Annotated in this window: 13 protein-coding genes; 6 read left to right on the top strand and 7 right to left on the bottom strand. The window is 53.7% G+C overall.

Annotated features, from left to right (window positions below; all coding sequences use genetic code 11):
- Positions 1-2 precede the first annotated feature (2 nt).
- Genes UM181_08170 through UM181_08150 form a run of 5 tightly spaced genes read left to right on the top strand, consistent with a single transcriptional unit; the run spans position 3 to position 5637 of the window.
- Positions 3-818, top strand: a complete 816-nt coding sequence (locus UM181_08170) for an ABC transporter permease (GenBank protein WQC64720.1) — start codon at positions 3-5, stop codon at positions 816-818.
- Positions 815-2404 (top strand): dipeptide ABC transporter ATP-binding protein, encoded by a 1590-nt coding sequence (locus tag UM181_08165; GenBank protein ID WQC64571.1) that lies wholly within the window; start codon positions 815-817, stop codon positions 2402-2404. The genes UM181_08170 and UM181_08165 overlap by 4 nt, the downstream gene beginning before the upstream one ends.
- 3 nt (positions 2405-2407) lie before the next feature.
- Positions 2408-3862 (top strand): aldehyde dehydrogenase family protein, encoded by a 1455-nt coding sequence (locus UM181_08160; protein ID WQC64570.1) that lies wholly within the window; start codon positions 2408-2410, stop codon positions 3860-3862.
- Between the two features lie 24 nt (positions 3863-3886).
- Entirely contained in the window at positions 3887-4633 is a 747-nt protein-coding gene (locus tag UM181_08155) for a glucose 1-dehydrogenase (protein ID WQC64569.1), read from the top strand.
- A 2-nt stretch (positions 4634-4635) separates the two neighbouring features.
- Positions 4636-5637: a P1 family peptidase gene (locus UM181_08150; GenBank protein ID WQC64568.1), complete on the top strand. Its 1002-nt coding sequence runs from the start codon at positions 4636-4638 to the stop codon at positions 5635-5637.
- Here the strand turns inward: UM181_08150 and uvrC are convergent, their stop codons facing one another.
- From uvrC to hemE, 7 genes are all read right to left on the bottom strand, one after another.
- A complete protein-coding gene (gene uvrC / locus UM181_08145; GenBank protein ID WQC64567.1) occupies positions 5638-7485 on the bottom strand; it encodes an excinuclease ABC subunit UvrC in 1848 nt (615 codons plus the stop codon).
- 314 nt (positions 7486-7799) lie between these two features.
- Entirely contained in the window at positions 7800-8579 is a 780-nt protein-coding gene (locus UM181_08140; GenBank protein ID WQC64566.1) for an SDR family oxidoreductase, read from the bottom strand.
- Positions 8580-8594: 15 nt separating this feature from the next.
- A complete protein-coding gene (locus tag UM181_08135; protein WQC64719.1) occupies positions 8595-9548 on the bottom strand; it encodes a calcium/sodium antiporter in 954 nt (317 codons plus the stop codon).
- 169 nt (positions 9549-9717) lie between these two features.
- Positions 9718-10515, bottom strand: a complete 798-nt coding sequence (locus tag UM181_08130) for a S49 family peptidase (protein ID WQC64565.1) — start codon at positions 10513-10515, stop codon at positions 9718-9720.
- Positions 10516-10596: 81 nt separating this feature from the next.
- Entirely contained in the window at positions 10597-11358 is a 762-nt protein-coding gene (locus tag UM181_08125; GenBank protein WQC64564.1) for an ABC transporter permease, read from the bottom strand.
- A complete protein-coding gene (locus UM181_08120; GenBank protein ID WQC64563.1) occupies positions 11355-12281 on the bottom strand; it encodes an ABC transporter ATP-binding protein in 927 nt (308 codons plus the stop codon). Before UM181_08120 ends, UM181_08125 begins: the two co-directional genes overlap by 4 nt.
- Positions 12282-12419: 138 nt before the next feature.
- Positions 12420-13463, bottom strand: a complete 1044-nt coding sequence (gene hemE / locus UM181_08115; GenBank protein WQC64562.1) for a uroporphyrinogen decarboxylase — start codon at positions 13461-13463, stop codon at positions 12420-12422.
- A 96-nt stretch (positions 13464-13559) separates the two neighbouring features.
- Here hemE and hemC point away from each other — a divergent pair, with 96 nt between their 5' ends.
- Complete coding sequence (hemC, locus tag UM181_08110; GenBank protein WQC64561.1) at positions 13560-14510, top strand: hydroxymethylbilane synthase; 951 nt, start codon at positions 13560-13562, stop codon at positions 14508-14510.
- Position 14511 lies beyond the last annotated feature (1 nt).

Below are 14511 nucleotides of genomic sequence, written 5' to 3'. Positions count from 1 at the left end.
AGCTGGGGGGCTCATTTCTCATCGGCCTTCTGCTCAGCGCAGCTATTGCCAGCACCGCGCTGCTCTCTTTTATTTGGGTGCCTTATGATGTGACCGTGCTCTCCATCGGCGAAAAATTGCAGGGCGCCTCTCGGGCACATTGGTTCGGCACTGATCATTTCGGGCGCGATTTGCTGTCAATGATCATGGTCGGGGCCCGCACCTCACTGGCGGTGGCCTTGGTGGCCGTGGGCATTGGCATTGGGCTTGGCGTGCCCCTCGGGCTGGCAGCCAGCGCAAGGCAAGGTGGCTGGCTGGACGAGGTCATCATGCGGAGCAATGATTTGATTTTTGCCTTTCCCTCTTTGGTGATTGCGATATTGATCACCGCGCTTTTTGGCGCAAGTGCGGTGAATGCAATCATCGCGATTGGGATCTTTAATATCCCGGTCTTCGCCCGCGTAACACGCGGCGGTGCGCTCAGCCTTTGGCAGCGCGAGTTCATTCTGGCCGCGCGGGTCTGCGGAAAATCGACTGGTCGCATCGCGATCGAGCATATTCTGCCCAATTTGAACAATTTGCTGATCGTGCAGGGCACGATCCAATTCAGCCTTGGCATTTTGGCGGAAGCCGGCCTGAGCTATGTGGGTTTGGGCGCCCAACCGCCTACGCCCAGTTGGGGGCGGATGCTGGCAGATGCGCAAACCATGGTCAGCTTCGCCCCGCATCTGGCGTTGGTGCCCGGAAGCGCGATCATCCTCAGCGTGATAGGGCTCAACCTGATGGGCGATGGTTTGCGCGACTTGCTGGATCCAAAACTGCGCGAGGCCCCCCGATGAGCCTTCTTAACGTACAGGATTTGACCTTAACGCTTTACGGGTCCCCAATTTTAAAACAGCTTAATTTCACGCTGGAGCCCGGCGAAATTCTGGCGCTTACAGGTGAAAGCGGCTCTGGAAAATCGATGACTGCGCTTAGCCTTTTGCAATTGCTGCCCGATGCCGCAGGGTTGAGCGGAAAAATTACCCTGGATGGTACAAACCTGTTACACCTCACCGAGCCGCAGCTTTGCGCCCAACGCGGCGGTATAATGGGGATGGTGTTTCAAGAGCCGATGAGCGCGTTAAACCCCGTACAAACCATTGGCGCGCAAGTTGCTGAGGCGCTTCGACTGGATCCAAAGACAAACGCAGCAGCGGCCCAAAACCGCGCCGGCGCGATCCTAGGGCGGGTTGGACTGGCCCCCGAACACGTGCCCCCGAGCCGCTATCCACATGAATTATCAGGTGGTCAAAGGCAGCGCGTGGTGATCGCCCTAGCGATTGCGCGACAGCCAAAATTACTCATCGCGGATGAGCCCACAACCGCGCTTGATGTCACAACGCAAGCGCAAATTCTGGCGCTGCTCAAACGCTTGGTGCGCGAGGATGATATGGGGCTGATCATGATCACCCATGATTTGGCCGTGGTGGCCGATATGGCGGATCGTATCGCGGTGATGCATCAGGGTGAAATTGTGGAACAGGCAGCTACAAGCAAAATTTTAAAGGCAAGCACGCATCCGTACACGCAAAAGCTGCTGCAAGCAGCCAGCCATATGGCGCGGCAACCCAGCGCAGAACACAGCCCTAGGCCGTTGCTAGAGGTGGCAAATGTCCGGCGCAGTTATCCGGCCAAACGGCCATGGCCCTGGATAAAACCACCCCGCAATATTGCCGTCAAGAATGTGAGTTTTTCGCTTCAGACAGGCGATCGGATGGGGCTGGTGGGGGAATCAGGCTGCGGAAAATCTTCGTTAACGCGGGCAATATTGGGATTGGATCCAATCGAGAAGGGCACAATCACCCTGAATGGAAAGGCAGTTTGGGGCGCTTCATCCGCCATCAGGCGGGATCTGCAAGTGGTGTTTCAAGACCCCTATGGCTCTTTCAACCCGCGCCATAAAGTGGCCAAGCTCATTCAAGAGGCGTTTCATCTCTATGAGCGCCCACCGCTGCGCGAAGATCAAGAGCATCGCACCTGCGATGTCATGCGCGCGGTTGGCCTGAACCCGGATGATCGTGACCGCTATATCCATGAATTTTCAGGTGGCCAACGCCAGCGTATCGCAATCGCTCGCGCCTTGATAACACGCCCGAAACTGGTGATTTTTGATGAGGCGGTTTCGGCGCTTGACGTCTCGGTGCGGGCGCAAATTCTTGATCTGATCGCAGATTTGGCAGAGCAATACGGCCTCAGCTATCTGTTTATCAGCCATGATCTCTCAGTTGTGCGCAGCATCACCGATACCTGTATGGTTATGAAGGAGGGGGAGATTGTTGAACAGGGGCCAACCGCTTCGATCCTGAATACCCCCACCCATCCTTACACCCAGCAGCTGCTCCGCGCTGCGCCGAAACTGCCCAAAATCTTGACAGGAGCTTAAACCATGCCGCTTCCAAACTTGCCCTTTAACCCTGCCTTTTGCTTTATTGATGGCCAGTGGCAGCCCAGCAGCACCGCTCAAACGCTTGGATTGATCAACCCCTCAAGCGGGGCGGCCTTATCTGCGATTGCGGATGGCCGACCTGAAGATATCGATTTGGCTGTGGTGGCGGCGCAGCGGGCGGCGCGGGGCGAATGGGGGCGCAGCACCGCACTAGAGCGCGGCCGGCTGCTCGTGCGGCTTGGCGTTTTAATCTTAGAACATGTCGAGCTGTTGGCGCAGATTGAAGCATTGGATGTGGGCAAACCGCTTAAGCAAGCGCGCGCGGATGCTGTTGCCATGGCGCGTTATATGGAGTTTTACGGCGGCGCCGCCGATAAGATCCACGGCGAAACCCTACCATATCTTGAGGGATATACGGTTTATACATTGCGCGAGGCGCATGGCGTGACCGGGCATATCGTGCCTTGGAATTATCCCATGCAAATCATTGGGCGTTCGGTGGGGGCCGCCTTGGCGATGGGCAATTGTTGCGTTCTCAAACCGGCAGAAGAAGCCTGTCTTAGCGCGCTGATGTTCGCCGAATTGGCGCGGCAGGCCGGCCTACCCAGCGGGGTTCTGAACGTGGTGCCGGGGCTGGGCGCGCAAGCTGGCGCAGCGCTTGCGGCGCATGATGGCATCAATCACCTTAGTTTCACCGGCTCGGTGGCCACCGGGCGGCTTGTACAGGCAGCAGCGGCGCAAAATGTTGTGCCGGTGACCTTGGAGCTGGGGGGGAAATCTCCGCAAATCCTGTTTGAAGATGCGGATGTCGCCGCAGCGCTGCCCTTTTTGATCAATGCGGGCATTCAAAATGCCGGACAGACCTGCTCGGCCAGCAGCCGGATTCTCGTGCAGCGCAGCCTTTATGATACAATTGTTGAGGCAATGGCCGCCCGCTATCAGACGCTGGTTGCAAAGCCGGCGATAGAAGATGGCGATTTGGGGCCGCTGATTTCGCAGCGGCAAAAAGCGATTGTCGAAAACTTCCTAAGTCAAGGCCATGACCTAACTTTGGCAGCGACAGGTCAAATTTCAGACACAGCCCCCGCCGCGGGGGCCTATGTCAAACCACATCTGTTTTGCGATGTCGCCCCCAGCCATAGGCTAGCGCAACAAGAGATTTTCGGACCGGTGCAGGTTATCATTCCCTTTGACAGTGACGAGGAAGCGTTAGAGATCGCCAATGGCACTGACTATGGATTGGTCGCCAGCCTTTGGACACAAAACGGGGCGCGCCAAATGCGCTTGGCCAAAACGCTTAAATCGGGGCAGGTCTTCATCAATAATTACGGAGCTGGCGGTGGTGTCGAATTGCCCTTTGGAGGCCGCGGCCTATCCGGCCATGGGCGCGAAAAAGGCTTTGAAGCGCTTTATGGGTTTTCATCTTTAAAAACTGTGGCAAGCTATCACGGATAACCGAAAAGAAAGGGAGCGGCCAATATGCGACTTGCAGGAAAAACAGCCATCGTAACAGGCGCAGCCTCGGGCTTTGGCTTAGGCATTGCCGAAAAGTTCTTGGCCGAGGGCGCCAAGGTCCTAATGGCCGATATCAATGGTGAAGCCGTGGCCGATCAGGCCTCGCGCTTGGGAAAATTGGCGATTCCAATGCGCGCAGATGTGGCAAGTTCTGCGTCAATTGCGCAGATGCATGACGCGGCGCAGACAGCGCTTGGCGCGGTCGATATCATCGTGAACAATGCGGGCGTTACGCATTTACCCAGCCCGTTAGAAGACGTCAGCGAAAAAGATTTTGATCGCGTTTTTGCCGTGAATTGCAAATCTATCTATCTGATTTCGCGCGCGTTCGTTCCAGCACTGAAAACCCGCCGCAGCGGCGTGATTTTGAACATTGCCTCAACCGCCGGTGTCTCTCCGCGGCCAAATTTGAATTGGTATAACAGCTCAAAAGGCTGGGTAAACACCACCACCCGCACGATGGCGGTTGAGCTAGCACCCTTTGGGGTGCGGGTGAATGCGCTGAACCCGGTGGCCGGAGAAACCCCGCTTCTTACCTCATTCATGGGCGAAGACACGCCCGAGATGCGCGCAAAGTTCCTGTCTACCATTCCACTTGGGCGGTTTTCCACCGCAGAGGATATGGGCAATGCCGCCTGTTATTTATGCTCGGAGGAAGCCAGCATGGTAACCGGGGTCTGCATGCAGGTAGATGGCGGGCGCTGTATTTAACCATGACACCGGGACCCAAAAACCTGATCACAGATATCGCGGGCATAATGGTGGGCAATGCCGAAGACCAGCGGCTGAAATCCGGCGTCACGGTGCTGCGCGCCGCGCAGCGCTTTACCGCCGCTTATGCGGTGATGGGCGGTGCGCCGGGCACGCGCGAGACGGATCTGCTGGAACCGGATAAATCTTTGCAACAGATTGATGCTTTGGTGCTGTCGGGTGGCTCTGCCTATGGTCTGGATGCGGCCAGCGGTGTGGTCGAGCGTTTGCGCGCCCAGCAGGCGGGGTTTGCGGTTGCTGGCACGCAGGTTCCAATTGTGCCAGCAGCGATTCTGTTTGATCTCAACAATGGCGGCGAAAAAGAATGGGCGCTATCGCCCTATCCCGCGTTAGGGCGTCAGGCTTTTGACGATTTGAGCGCAGAATTCCAACTGGGCAGCGTAGGCGCGGGATGCGGTGCCACCACAGGGCGCCTAAAAGGCGGCCTTGGCTCGGCCTCGTTCATTCTGTCAAATGGAATTCGTGTGGGCGCAATCATGGCGGTCAACGCCGTCGGCAATGCAACAGGCGAAGATTTACGGCATTTCTGGGCTGGACCTTTCGAAGCAAATGGTGAATTTGGCGGATTGGGCGGGCCACAAGCTTCGCCTCAGCCACACGCTTTCAGGTTGAAGAATCTTGGACCCTTGGTTGAGGGGGAAAACACCACAATCGGAATAGTCGCCACGGATGCTAGCCTCAGCAAAGCAGCGGCCAAACGCCTTGCCATCAGCGCCCATGATGGTGTGGCGCGCGCGCTCATTCCTTCGCATATGCCCCAAGATGGCGATTTAATCTTTACAGCGGCAACGGGATCAGCGCAGGGGCAATTGAGTCCAACCGACATGGCCGAGCTGTGTCACGGCGCCAGCCTTTGCGTTGCGCGCGCCATCGCGCGGGCCATATATCATGCTGAAAAAGCCCCCAATGACCGTTTGCCAACATGGCAAGAGTGCAATCGTTAGTCAGCCTTTTTCATGGAAAAAATCATAGATTTTTTGCGCTAAAGAAGCCGATACGCCCTCAACCGCTTTCAGATCGGCCAAATTGGCACGCCCCACGGCTTTTGCCGATCCAAAATGCGCCAAAAGCGCCCGCTTGCGTGCGCCACCGACACCGGCAATTTCATCCAAAGGCGAGGCCCCAATGGCTTTGCTGCGTTTGGCGCGATGGCTGCCAATGGCAAAGCGATGAGCCTCATCGCGCATGCGTTGAATGAAGTATAAAACCGGATCATTGCGCGGCAAACCAAAGACCGGCTTGCCAATGCGGTAAAACTCTTCCTTACCCAAATTGCGATCAACGCCTTTTGCAACGCCGACCATCGGAATATCTTGCACGCCAAACTCGGCCATGATCTGCGCCACGGCCGAGACTTGCCCCGCGCCACCATCAATCACCAGTAAATCAGGCCAATCCCCGCTTTGCCGCGCCGGGTCTTCTTTGACCAAGCGCTTAAACCGCCGCGTCAGCACTTCTTTCATCATCCCAAAATCATCCCCCGGCGTCAGATCATCGCCGCGTATATTGAATTTGCGATAATTGTTTTTGGAAAACCCATCCGGGCCTGCAACAATCATCGCCCCAACCGCAAAACTGCCTTGAATATGCGAGTTGTCATACACTTCGATCCGCTTGGGGGGCGACTCAAGCTCAAATAGTTCTGCAACACCACGCAACAATTTGGTTTGTGTCGCTGTCTCGGCGAGTTTGCGCGCCAAACTTTCTTTTGCATTGCGCAACGCGCCAGAAATCAGCTCTTGCTTTTCACCACGCTGGGGTACCAAAATTTCCACCCGCCGGCCGCGTTTATCGCTGAGCAGTTCGGTCATCAGATCCATATCGTCAAACCCATGCGAAAGCAGAATCTGCCGCGGCGGCTCTTTACTGTCATAAAATTGGCCCAAAAACGCCTCAAGAACTTCATCATGGCCCATATCGGCGCTAATGCGGGGGTAAAAATCACGGTTCCCCCAATTTTGATTGGCGCGAATGAAAAACACCTGCACGCAGGCCTGCCCCCCCTCAAGATGCAAGGCGATTATATCGGCTTCGCTGACGCTGCGCGGGTTGATGCCCTGCGTGGTCTGAACCTGCGTTAAGGCGCGAATACGGTCGCGCAGCGCGGCCGCGCGTTCAAATTCCATTGCTTCGGAGGCCTGCGCCATGCTGGTGGCGAGCGTTTCCTGAATTTGCGTTGATTTGCCCGATAAGAATTTTTGGGCATCCTGCACGGCGGCACCATATTCTTGCTTTGACACGCGATCCACGCATGGGCCGCTGCAGCGTTTGATTTGATATTGCAGACAGGGGCGAGTGCGGCTTTCAAACATCGCATCTGAACAATTTCTCAACAAGAACACCCGTTGCAGCTGGGCAAGTGTACGATTGACAGCCCCCGCCCCAGCAAAGGGGCCATAATACGCCCCCTTTTCGCTTTTTGCGCCACGGTGCTTTTTAATTTGGGGAAAATTATGCTCTGTGGTCACGAGAATGTTGGGAAAAGATTTATCATCGCGCAGCAACACATTATAGCGCGGTTTTAACTGCTTGATTAAATTTTGCTCCAGCAGCAACGCTTCGGTCTCGGTCTGCGTGGTTAAAAACATCATCTGCGTTGTTTCAGAGATCATACGGGCAATGCGCGCCGAATGTCCGGTTGGGCGCGCATAACTGGAAACGCGTGCCCTGAGGTTGCGGGCTTTGCCCACGTAAAGAACGCGCGATTGATCATCGAGCATCCGATAGACGCCTGGCGAGGTTTCAAGCGATTTTGTATACTTTTGTATCAGCGCGTAGCCTGTATATGCCATTTTTATCGCCTTCGTCTGGTCTGGCTACCGATCTGGCCATGATTCTGTTTGTCCTGCAATGATCTGGCGTCGGTTTCAAGGAAAAAGCTGTCCACTGATCCTGTGGATAACATTGGGGGTAACTCTGAATTATTGGAAATTTTCCTTTGCTTTTTGGTAACTTCCCCTATTTGCCTAAAAAATAGGCGTTTTTGTAAGGTGCTGTTATCATTTGATATTTTAATTAAATTATACGCAAATGACTGAAAACAAACCATTTTTGTTAAAACGCTGTCACAATTATGTAACCCCGTGTACAACTTGGGCGCCGTGGCTTACTCAACCCCAAGCACATCTGGCGTTTTCCAAGCCAAATGTTGGCCACCATCTGCGCAAATCAACTGCCCCGTAACCGCCGAAGCATCCAAAAAATACCCCAAAGCCGCAGTAATATCAGACGCATTTGCGCCGCGTCCCAGAACCGTATGTTTCCGTTGGTCTTGAAAATGATCCGCCGATTGGCGCGCGCCCTGCAAAGTCGGCCCGGGCCCAATCGCATTCACCCGGATATCAGGGGCCAAGCCCTGCGCGGCCGTTTGCGTTAACGCCCAAAGACCCATTTTAGCGATGGAATAGCTGGAAAATTCAGGCGTCAATTTACGCACGCGTTGGTCCAACATATTGATCACCAAAGCTTGCGCCAAAGGCTCGCCTTGGTCATCCTGACGGGCGCGGGGGGCCTGCCGCGCAAAACATTGCATTAACACGAATGGTGCCCGCAAATTGCTTTCAATATGGCGATCCCAACTGCGCCGCGTGGCGCTTTCCAGCGTATCATATTCAAAAATAGAGGCATTATTGATCAGGCAGGTTAAATTGCCCCCAAGGCCGTGTACCGCCCGATCAACCAGAGTCTCAACTTGATCTTCTTGTAACAAATCGGCCTGTAACGCGATGGATTTCCGGCCTTTGGCGATAATCTCTTGCACAAGGCTTTTTGCGGCTGTTTCAGAGCTGGCAAAATGCACAGCCACGTCATAGCCACGATCTGCAAGATAGAGCGCCATTGCGCGCCCAAGCCGTTTTCCTGCACCCGTTACCAAAGCCCGCATCATTCAAATCCCTTTGCGTTACATAACCACCAACCAAACATAGACCAGATATGCGGCAGTCAAGAGTGCGCCCATTAAGCGGTTGATTCGCAATCGGTAAACCACGAAGGGGGCAAGGATCAAAGAGGCAGCCAGCATCACCCAAAGATCCGCCGATAAAAGCTGCGGAGAAACCGGAATTGGGCCCACAAAGGCGGTGACGCCCATAATTGCCAACAGGTTGAAAACGTTGGACCCGATCACATTGCCTAGCGCCACATCCGCTTGCCTGCGTATTGCACTGGCCAAAGTGGTTGCCAATTCTGGCAGCGAGGTTCCCAAAGCAACCAAGGTCAACCCGATAGTGGTTTCGCTGATTTGATAGCTGCGGGCAATTTCAGTGGCATTATTCACCAAAAGATTTGCGCCATATGGCAATCCCACCAAACCAATGCAAATCAACCCGGTTATTTTCCAAACCGGCAGCGCTGCATCTTGCACGGCGCCGCCCTCAAGGCTGATATCCGCCGCATCTGCGCGCTTTGGCTCCTGCAGCGTATCGCGCAAAGCTAACCCCAGCACGACTGCCAGCGCCGCCAGCAAAATCATCCCGCTGCCATAGGAAAACACTCCAAGCGACGCCAAATAAATAAACAATAGGCTGCCACCGATCATCAACGCATAGTTTTTTCTTAGATCGGTTTTTGCCGCATCAAGCCCAAACAACACTGCAGGCAACCCCAAAACCATCAGAATATTTGCAGTATTTGATCCCACCACATTCCCAATGGCCATTCCGGGCACCCCGGACAGCACCGCTTGAATAGAAATCAGCAGCTCGGGCGCTGATGTCCCAAAAGCCACAATGGTTAATCCCACAATAAATGCCGGAATCCCAAGCCGATCGCTGAGCGCAACGGCACCTTTAACCAGAAAATCTCCGGACATCACCAAAATGATCAGCGCCAATGCAGAGAGCAGCCAAGTCATCAGGCCTGCCTATTTGGAACCGCAAGAGCAGCCGGATGTGCCCAATCGGAAGCGGCCGCACGCATTGCATCTCATCGCTTCCAATTTGGTTTGTCCGGGCAGTTTGATCCGTCCAAACATCGCCAAAACAGCGATCCCAATCAAGAATAGGAAAACAATTTTTACGATCATATCACAAACCAAAGCGGCCGAACGCAGCCCTTTCCTCAAAATACAGATCCGCAGATTGGACAAGTGAAGATGAAAACCTTTGCAAGACGCCTTTTTTCTGCCCGTATGTTCGAAATTTCACGTTTTCGCCAAAACGCTGTTTCATCACCGGCACCAGATGGCCAAGCCCATCCGCTAGGCCGACGGATACAGCTTCTTCGCCCACCCAAATTTCACCCGTAAACAAATCTTCGTCATCGCTCAATTTAGCGCCACGCTGCTTGGTGACATGTGCGATGAAAACGCTGTGTATCTGCTCAAGTAGTTTTTTCAACCGATCAACATCTTCGGGTTTTTCCGGCTTAAAAGGATCCAATGTCGATTTTGAAGCACCTGCGGTATAAACGCGCCGTTCAATCCCATAGCGCTGCAAGAGATCATGCGCTCCAAAGCCAGCCGAAATAACGCCGATTGAGCCCAAAATTGAACTGTCATCTACGTAGATTTCATCGGCGGTGACGGCCAACCAATAGCCACCTGAGGCGGCTACATCTTCCACAAAAGCAAACACTGGAAGGCTATTTTCAGCCGCCAACCGGCGGATCCGCGCACCGATTAAAGACGATTGCACCGGCGAACCGCCGGGCGAGTTGATCACCAGCGCCACCGCATCCGGTTTGCCTTTGCTGAAGGCTTTTTCCAAAACAGGCGCCAGCGCCTTATCATTCAACTGGCCGCGTGATCCACCCGAAATCACCCCAGAGAGATGCACCACAGCCACGGATTTTTTGGCTTTCATAAAAGGCAGTTTAAACTTCATACCCTGTATGTAGAGCCCTTGCCGCACGGGCACAAGACGCGCCGCGCAGGAAGGTTGCAAAATCCCTGCAAACCCTGCTTTTTAGCTGCGCAACCGCCAACCCGTTCTAAAAATCCACATAATCGCGGCAAAACACAATAAAATGAAGCCAAAAACTGCTAGCAAGCTGACCATGATAGGCACGTCCGCGGTTCCAAAAAAGCACCACCTAAACGCAGAAACCAAATAGACCACGGGATTAAACAACGAGATCGTCTGCCAAAACGGGGGTAGCATGGAAATCGAATAAAACGTTCCGCCCAAAAATACCAAAGGGGTGATGATCAACATCGGGACCATTTGCAATTGTTCAAAATTACCCGCCCAGATGCCCACGATAAAGCCCAATAAGGCAAAGGCGATACTGGTCATGACAAGGAAAAACAGCATGGCCAAAGGATGTATGATCGTCAGGTCAACAAATAATAATGAGGTCAACAGAATAACCAGACCGGTAAAGATCGCCTTGGTGGCCGCAGCGCCAACATATCCCACCACGATTTCCGCAGCGCTGATCGGCGCTGAAAGCACCTCATAGATACTGCCAATGAATTTTGGAAAATATATTCCAAAAGCACCATTTGAAATGGCCTGTGTAATCACCGTTAACATGATCAAACCCGGCACAATAAAGCTGCCATAGGCAATACCCTCAACCTGCGAAATCCGGCTGCCCATGGCGGCGCCAAACACGATAAAGTAGAGCGAAGCGGACAAAACCGGCGAGACAAAGCTCTGTAGAATTGTACGAAAAAACCGCTGCATTTCAAATTTATAAATGGCTTTTACCGAGTGAAAATTCATGCCGCCTCGCTGACCAGCTGTAGGAAGATTTCTTCCAAAGATGATTCGCCCGTTTGAAGATCTTTGACTTTGAGCCCCAAAGCCAAAATTTCCGAAAACAGCTTTTCGATCTCCGGTCCAGCCCCCGTCAAATCATATTGATAAATCAACGACAGACCATCCGCAGCCAAGGTCACACCCAAGGCCAAAAGCGGCGGCGGCAGTATTGGTAACGGGCTCAACAAATCGATCTGCAACTGTTTTTTACCCAGCCGCTGCATCAACGAGTCTTTTGCCTCGACCAGTTGCAACGCACCTTGATCGATAATCCCTATCCTATCTGCGATGGCTTCGGCCTCTTCGATATAATGCGTGGTAAGAATGATCGTTACGCCGCTGGCGCGCAGCCGCTCAACCAGCGCCCACATATCTTTGCGCAATTCAACATCCACACCGGCTGTGGGTTCGTCTAGAAACAACAAGCGCGGTTGGTGGCTCAAGGCCTTGGCAATGCTCAACCGGCGTTTCATTCCCCCCGATAAGGTTCGAATTTGGGACGTTTTTTTATCAGATAATGACAGCGCCGCCAGCAAAGAGGATAGATACCCCTCATCTGGTTCTTTGCCGAATAAACCGCGCGAGAAGCGCAGCGTATTTTCAACCGTTTCAAAAGGCTCTAAGGCCAGTTCTTGCGGCACCAAACCGATCAAACTGCGCGCCGCGCGATATTGCTGCACGATATCATAACCGGCCATTTTTACCGAACCCGCGCTGAAGCGCGAAATTCCACAAATTGTTGAGATTAACGTGGTTTTACCCGCACCATTCGGCCCAAGAAGCGCCAAAATCTCTGCCTCGTGCACGTTCAAATTTATATTTTTGAGCGCGTGAAACCCGTTCGCATAAAATTTCGACAGGCCGCTGATTTGCAAAATATCCGACATTCATCTCTTTTCATGTCACCAAGCTACGGCCCCGATGCCGGCTTTGGGCTCAGACCTAATCCAGAACGCAGAGATTGCAAACACCGCTGCGCAAAATAGCCGCCCGAACCTGAACCGTTTTGCCCCCGAGGAAAAGATTTAGCCAGATGCTCCTTCGCGCACGGTCTCGATCATCAACTTCACATTTTCTGGATCTGCATCCGGTGTGATCCCATGCCCTAAATTGAAAATATGAGGCCCCTTGCCCAGCGCTTTTACGATGCGCCTTGTGTCATCAACTAGCTCTTGCCCCCCCGTCACCATATGCGAGGATTTCAAATTGCCCTGCACACAGCCATCAACTTGCACATGGCTCGCAACCCATTCCGGGGTAACCGAATTGTCAATCGCCACGCAATCCGCACCGGTTGCTTTTGCAAAACCGATATAATTATCTCCAGCCTCACGCGGAAAGGCGATCACCGGCACCTGCGGATAACGTTGCTTGAGCGCTTGCGTTATGCGGCGCGCCGGCGCCAACGCATAATGTTTAAAATCATCTCCGCGCAAGGATCCCGCCCAACTGTCAAAAAGCTTCACAACTTCAGCCCCTGCGTCGATTTGGGCGCTTAAATACTCGATCGTCGCATCGGTTAGCAGGTCAATTAAACGTTCAAACAGTTCTCGGTCTTGGCGCTTCAGCGCGTGTGCAGGCGCCTGATCTGGGGTGCCCCGCCCCGCAATCATATAGGTTGCCACGGTCCACGGGGCCCCAGCAAATCCAATCAGCGTTGTTTCAGCGGGAAGCTCTTTTGACAAAATTCTCACCGTCTCATAAACCGGATCCAAGGTTTTATGGATTGCCGAAACCGGCTTCAGCGCATCAAATTCCGCACTTTTGGTTAAGGTGGACAGGCGTGGTCCTTCCCCGGTGACAAACCACAGATCAGCCCCCAAAGCTTGTGGCAGCAGTAAAATATCGGCAAAGAGAATCGCCGCATCAAACCCATAACGGCGAATAGGTTGCAACGTCACCTCGGCCGCCAACTCACTGTTATAGCAAAGTGAGAGGAAATCGCCCGCCTCAGCGCGCGTGGCCCGATACTCAGGAAGATAACGGCCCGCTTGCCGCATCATCCAAATCGGTGGTGTCTCCAAAACTTCACCGGCCAATGCACGCAGTATTTTTTTATTCTCAGCCATAAATTACCCTTCTTTCGTGCCTAGCTCACCACTTCCGACATTAATGTCAAGCATCGGTTCTTGTCATGTGTAGTTTACACTATTAAAACGATAATTATGACTCAGCAATACCCCACCCCCGCTTCACCGCTGCGCATAGGCACAAGAGGCTCCCCTCTGGCGCTTGCCCAAGCCTACGAAACCAGAACACGCCTCTCTCAGGCGTTTGACATTGCAGAAGAGGCGTTTGAGATCGTTGTGATCAAAACCACGGGTGATAAAGTGCTCGACCGACCGCTCAAAGAAATCGGCGGCAAGGGCTTGTTCACGCGTGAAATCGAAGATGACATGCTGTCAGGAAAAATTGACATAGCAGTGCATTCGATGAAGGATATGCCGGTTTTACAGCCCGATGGGTTGGTTTTAGAAACCTATTTGCCGCGGGAAGACGTACGCGATGCCTTTGTATCGCTGCATCATGACGATCTGGCCAGCCTGCCCGCAGGCGCTTTGGTCGGCAGCTCCTCGTTGCGCCGCAAAGCCCAACTCACCCATCGGCGGCCTGATCTTGAAGTGGTGGAATTTCGCGGCAATGTGCAAACCCGTTTGAAAAAACTTGAAGCCGGCGTGGCAAGCTGTACGTTTTTGGCAATGGCAGGTTTAAACCGCTTGAACCTATCACATCTGGCAAAATCGGCGCTTGACGTCGCGGATATGCTTCCGGCGGTTGCACAGGGGGCCATCGGTATAGAACGGCGCGCGAATGATATGCGGGCCGCTGAAATGTTAGAGGCCATTCATCACGGGCCAACAGGGCAACGTTTGGCCGCCGAGCGGGCATTTCTGGCAGGTTTGGACGGATCTTGCGAAACTCCGATCGCGGGTCTGGCCGAGCTGAAGGATGGACAAGTGCATCTGCGTGGCGAAGTGTTGCGTCCAGACGGATCAGAAACCTTGGATGAGGCAATGAGTGCGCCCATCGAAGATGGTGCTTTGCTTGGGACCGAAATGGCCAATAGGTTGCTAGAGCGGGCCGGCCCCGGTTTTTTTGACTGGCGCCACGCGTAAT

It is taken from the genome of Alphaproteobacteria bacterium US3C007 (genome assembly GCA_034423775.1).
Lineage (GTDB): Bacteria > Pseudomonadota > Alphaproteobacteria > Rhodobacterales > Rhodobacteraceae > Thalassovivens > Thalassovivens spotae.
The sequence above is the reverse complement of the archived record's forward strand: the minus strand, read 5'-3'. Positions and strand labels throughout refer to the sequence as shown.

Excerpts from the sequence above, each read along its gene's own strand:
- UM181_08165 (WQC64571.1), top strand. The coding sequence starts at position 815 with ATGAGCCTTCTTAACGTACAGGATTTGACCTTAACGCTTTACGGGTCC.
- UM181_08160 (WQC64570.1), top strand. The coding sequence starts at position 2,408 with ATGCCGCTTCCAAACTTGCCCTTTAACCCTGCCTTTTGCTTTATTGAT.
- UM181_08155 (WQC64569.1), top strand. The coding sequence starts at position 3,887 with ATGCGACTTGCAGGAAAAACAGCCATCGTAACAGGCGCAGCCTCGGGC.
- UM181_08150 (WQC64568.1), top strand. The coding sequence starts at position 4,636 with ATGACACCGGGACCCAAAAACCTGATCACAGATATCGCGGGCATAATG.
- uvrC (WQC64567.1), bottom strand. The coding sequence starts at position 7,485 with ATGGCATATACAGGCTACGCGCTGATACAAAAGTATACAAAATCGCTT.
- UM181_08140 (WQC64566.1), bottom strand. The coding sequence starts at position 8,579 with ATGATGCGGGCTTTGGTAACGGGTGCAGGAAAACGGCTTGGGCGCGCA.
- UM181_08130 (WQC64565.1), bottom strand. The coding sequence starts at position 10,515 with ATGAAGTTTAAACTGCCTTTTATGAAAGCCAAAAAATCCGTGGCTGTG.
- UM181_08125 (WQC64564.1), bottom strand. The coding sequence starts at position 11,358 with ATGAATTTTCACTCGGTAAAAGCCATTTATAAATTTGAAATGCAGCGG.
- UM181_08120 (WQC64563.1), bottom strand. The coding sequence starts at position 12,281 with ATGTCGGATATTTTGCAAATCAGCGGCCTGTCGAAATTTTATGCGAAC.
- hemE (WQC64562.1), bottom strand. The coding sequence starts at position 13,463 with ATGGCTGAGAATAAAAAAATACTGCGTGCATTGGCCGGTGAAGTTTTG.
- hemC (WQC64561.1), top strand. The coding sequence starts at position 13,560 with ATGACTCAGCAATACCCCACCCCCGCTTCACCGCTGCGCATAGGCACA.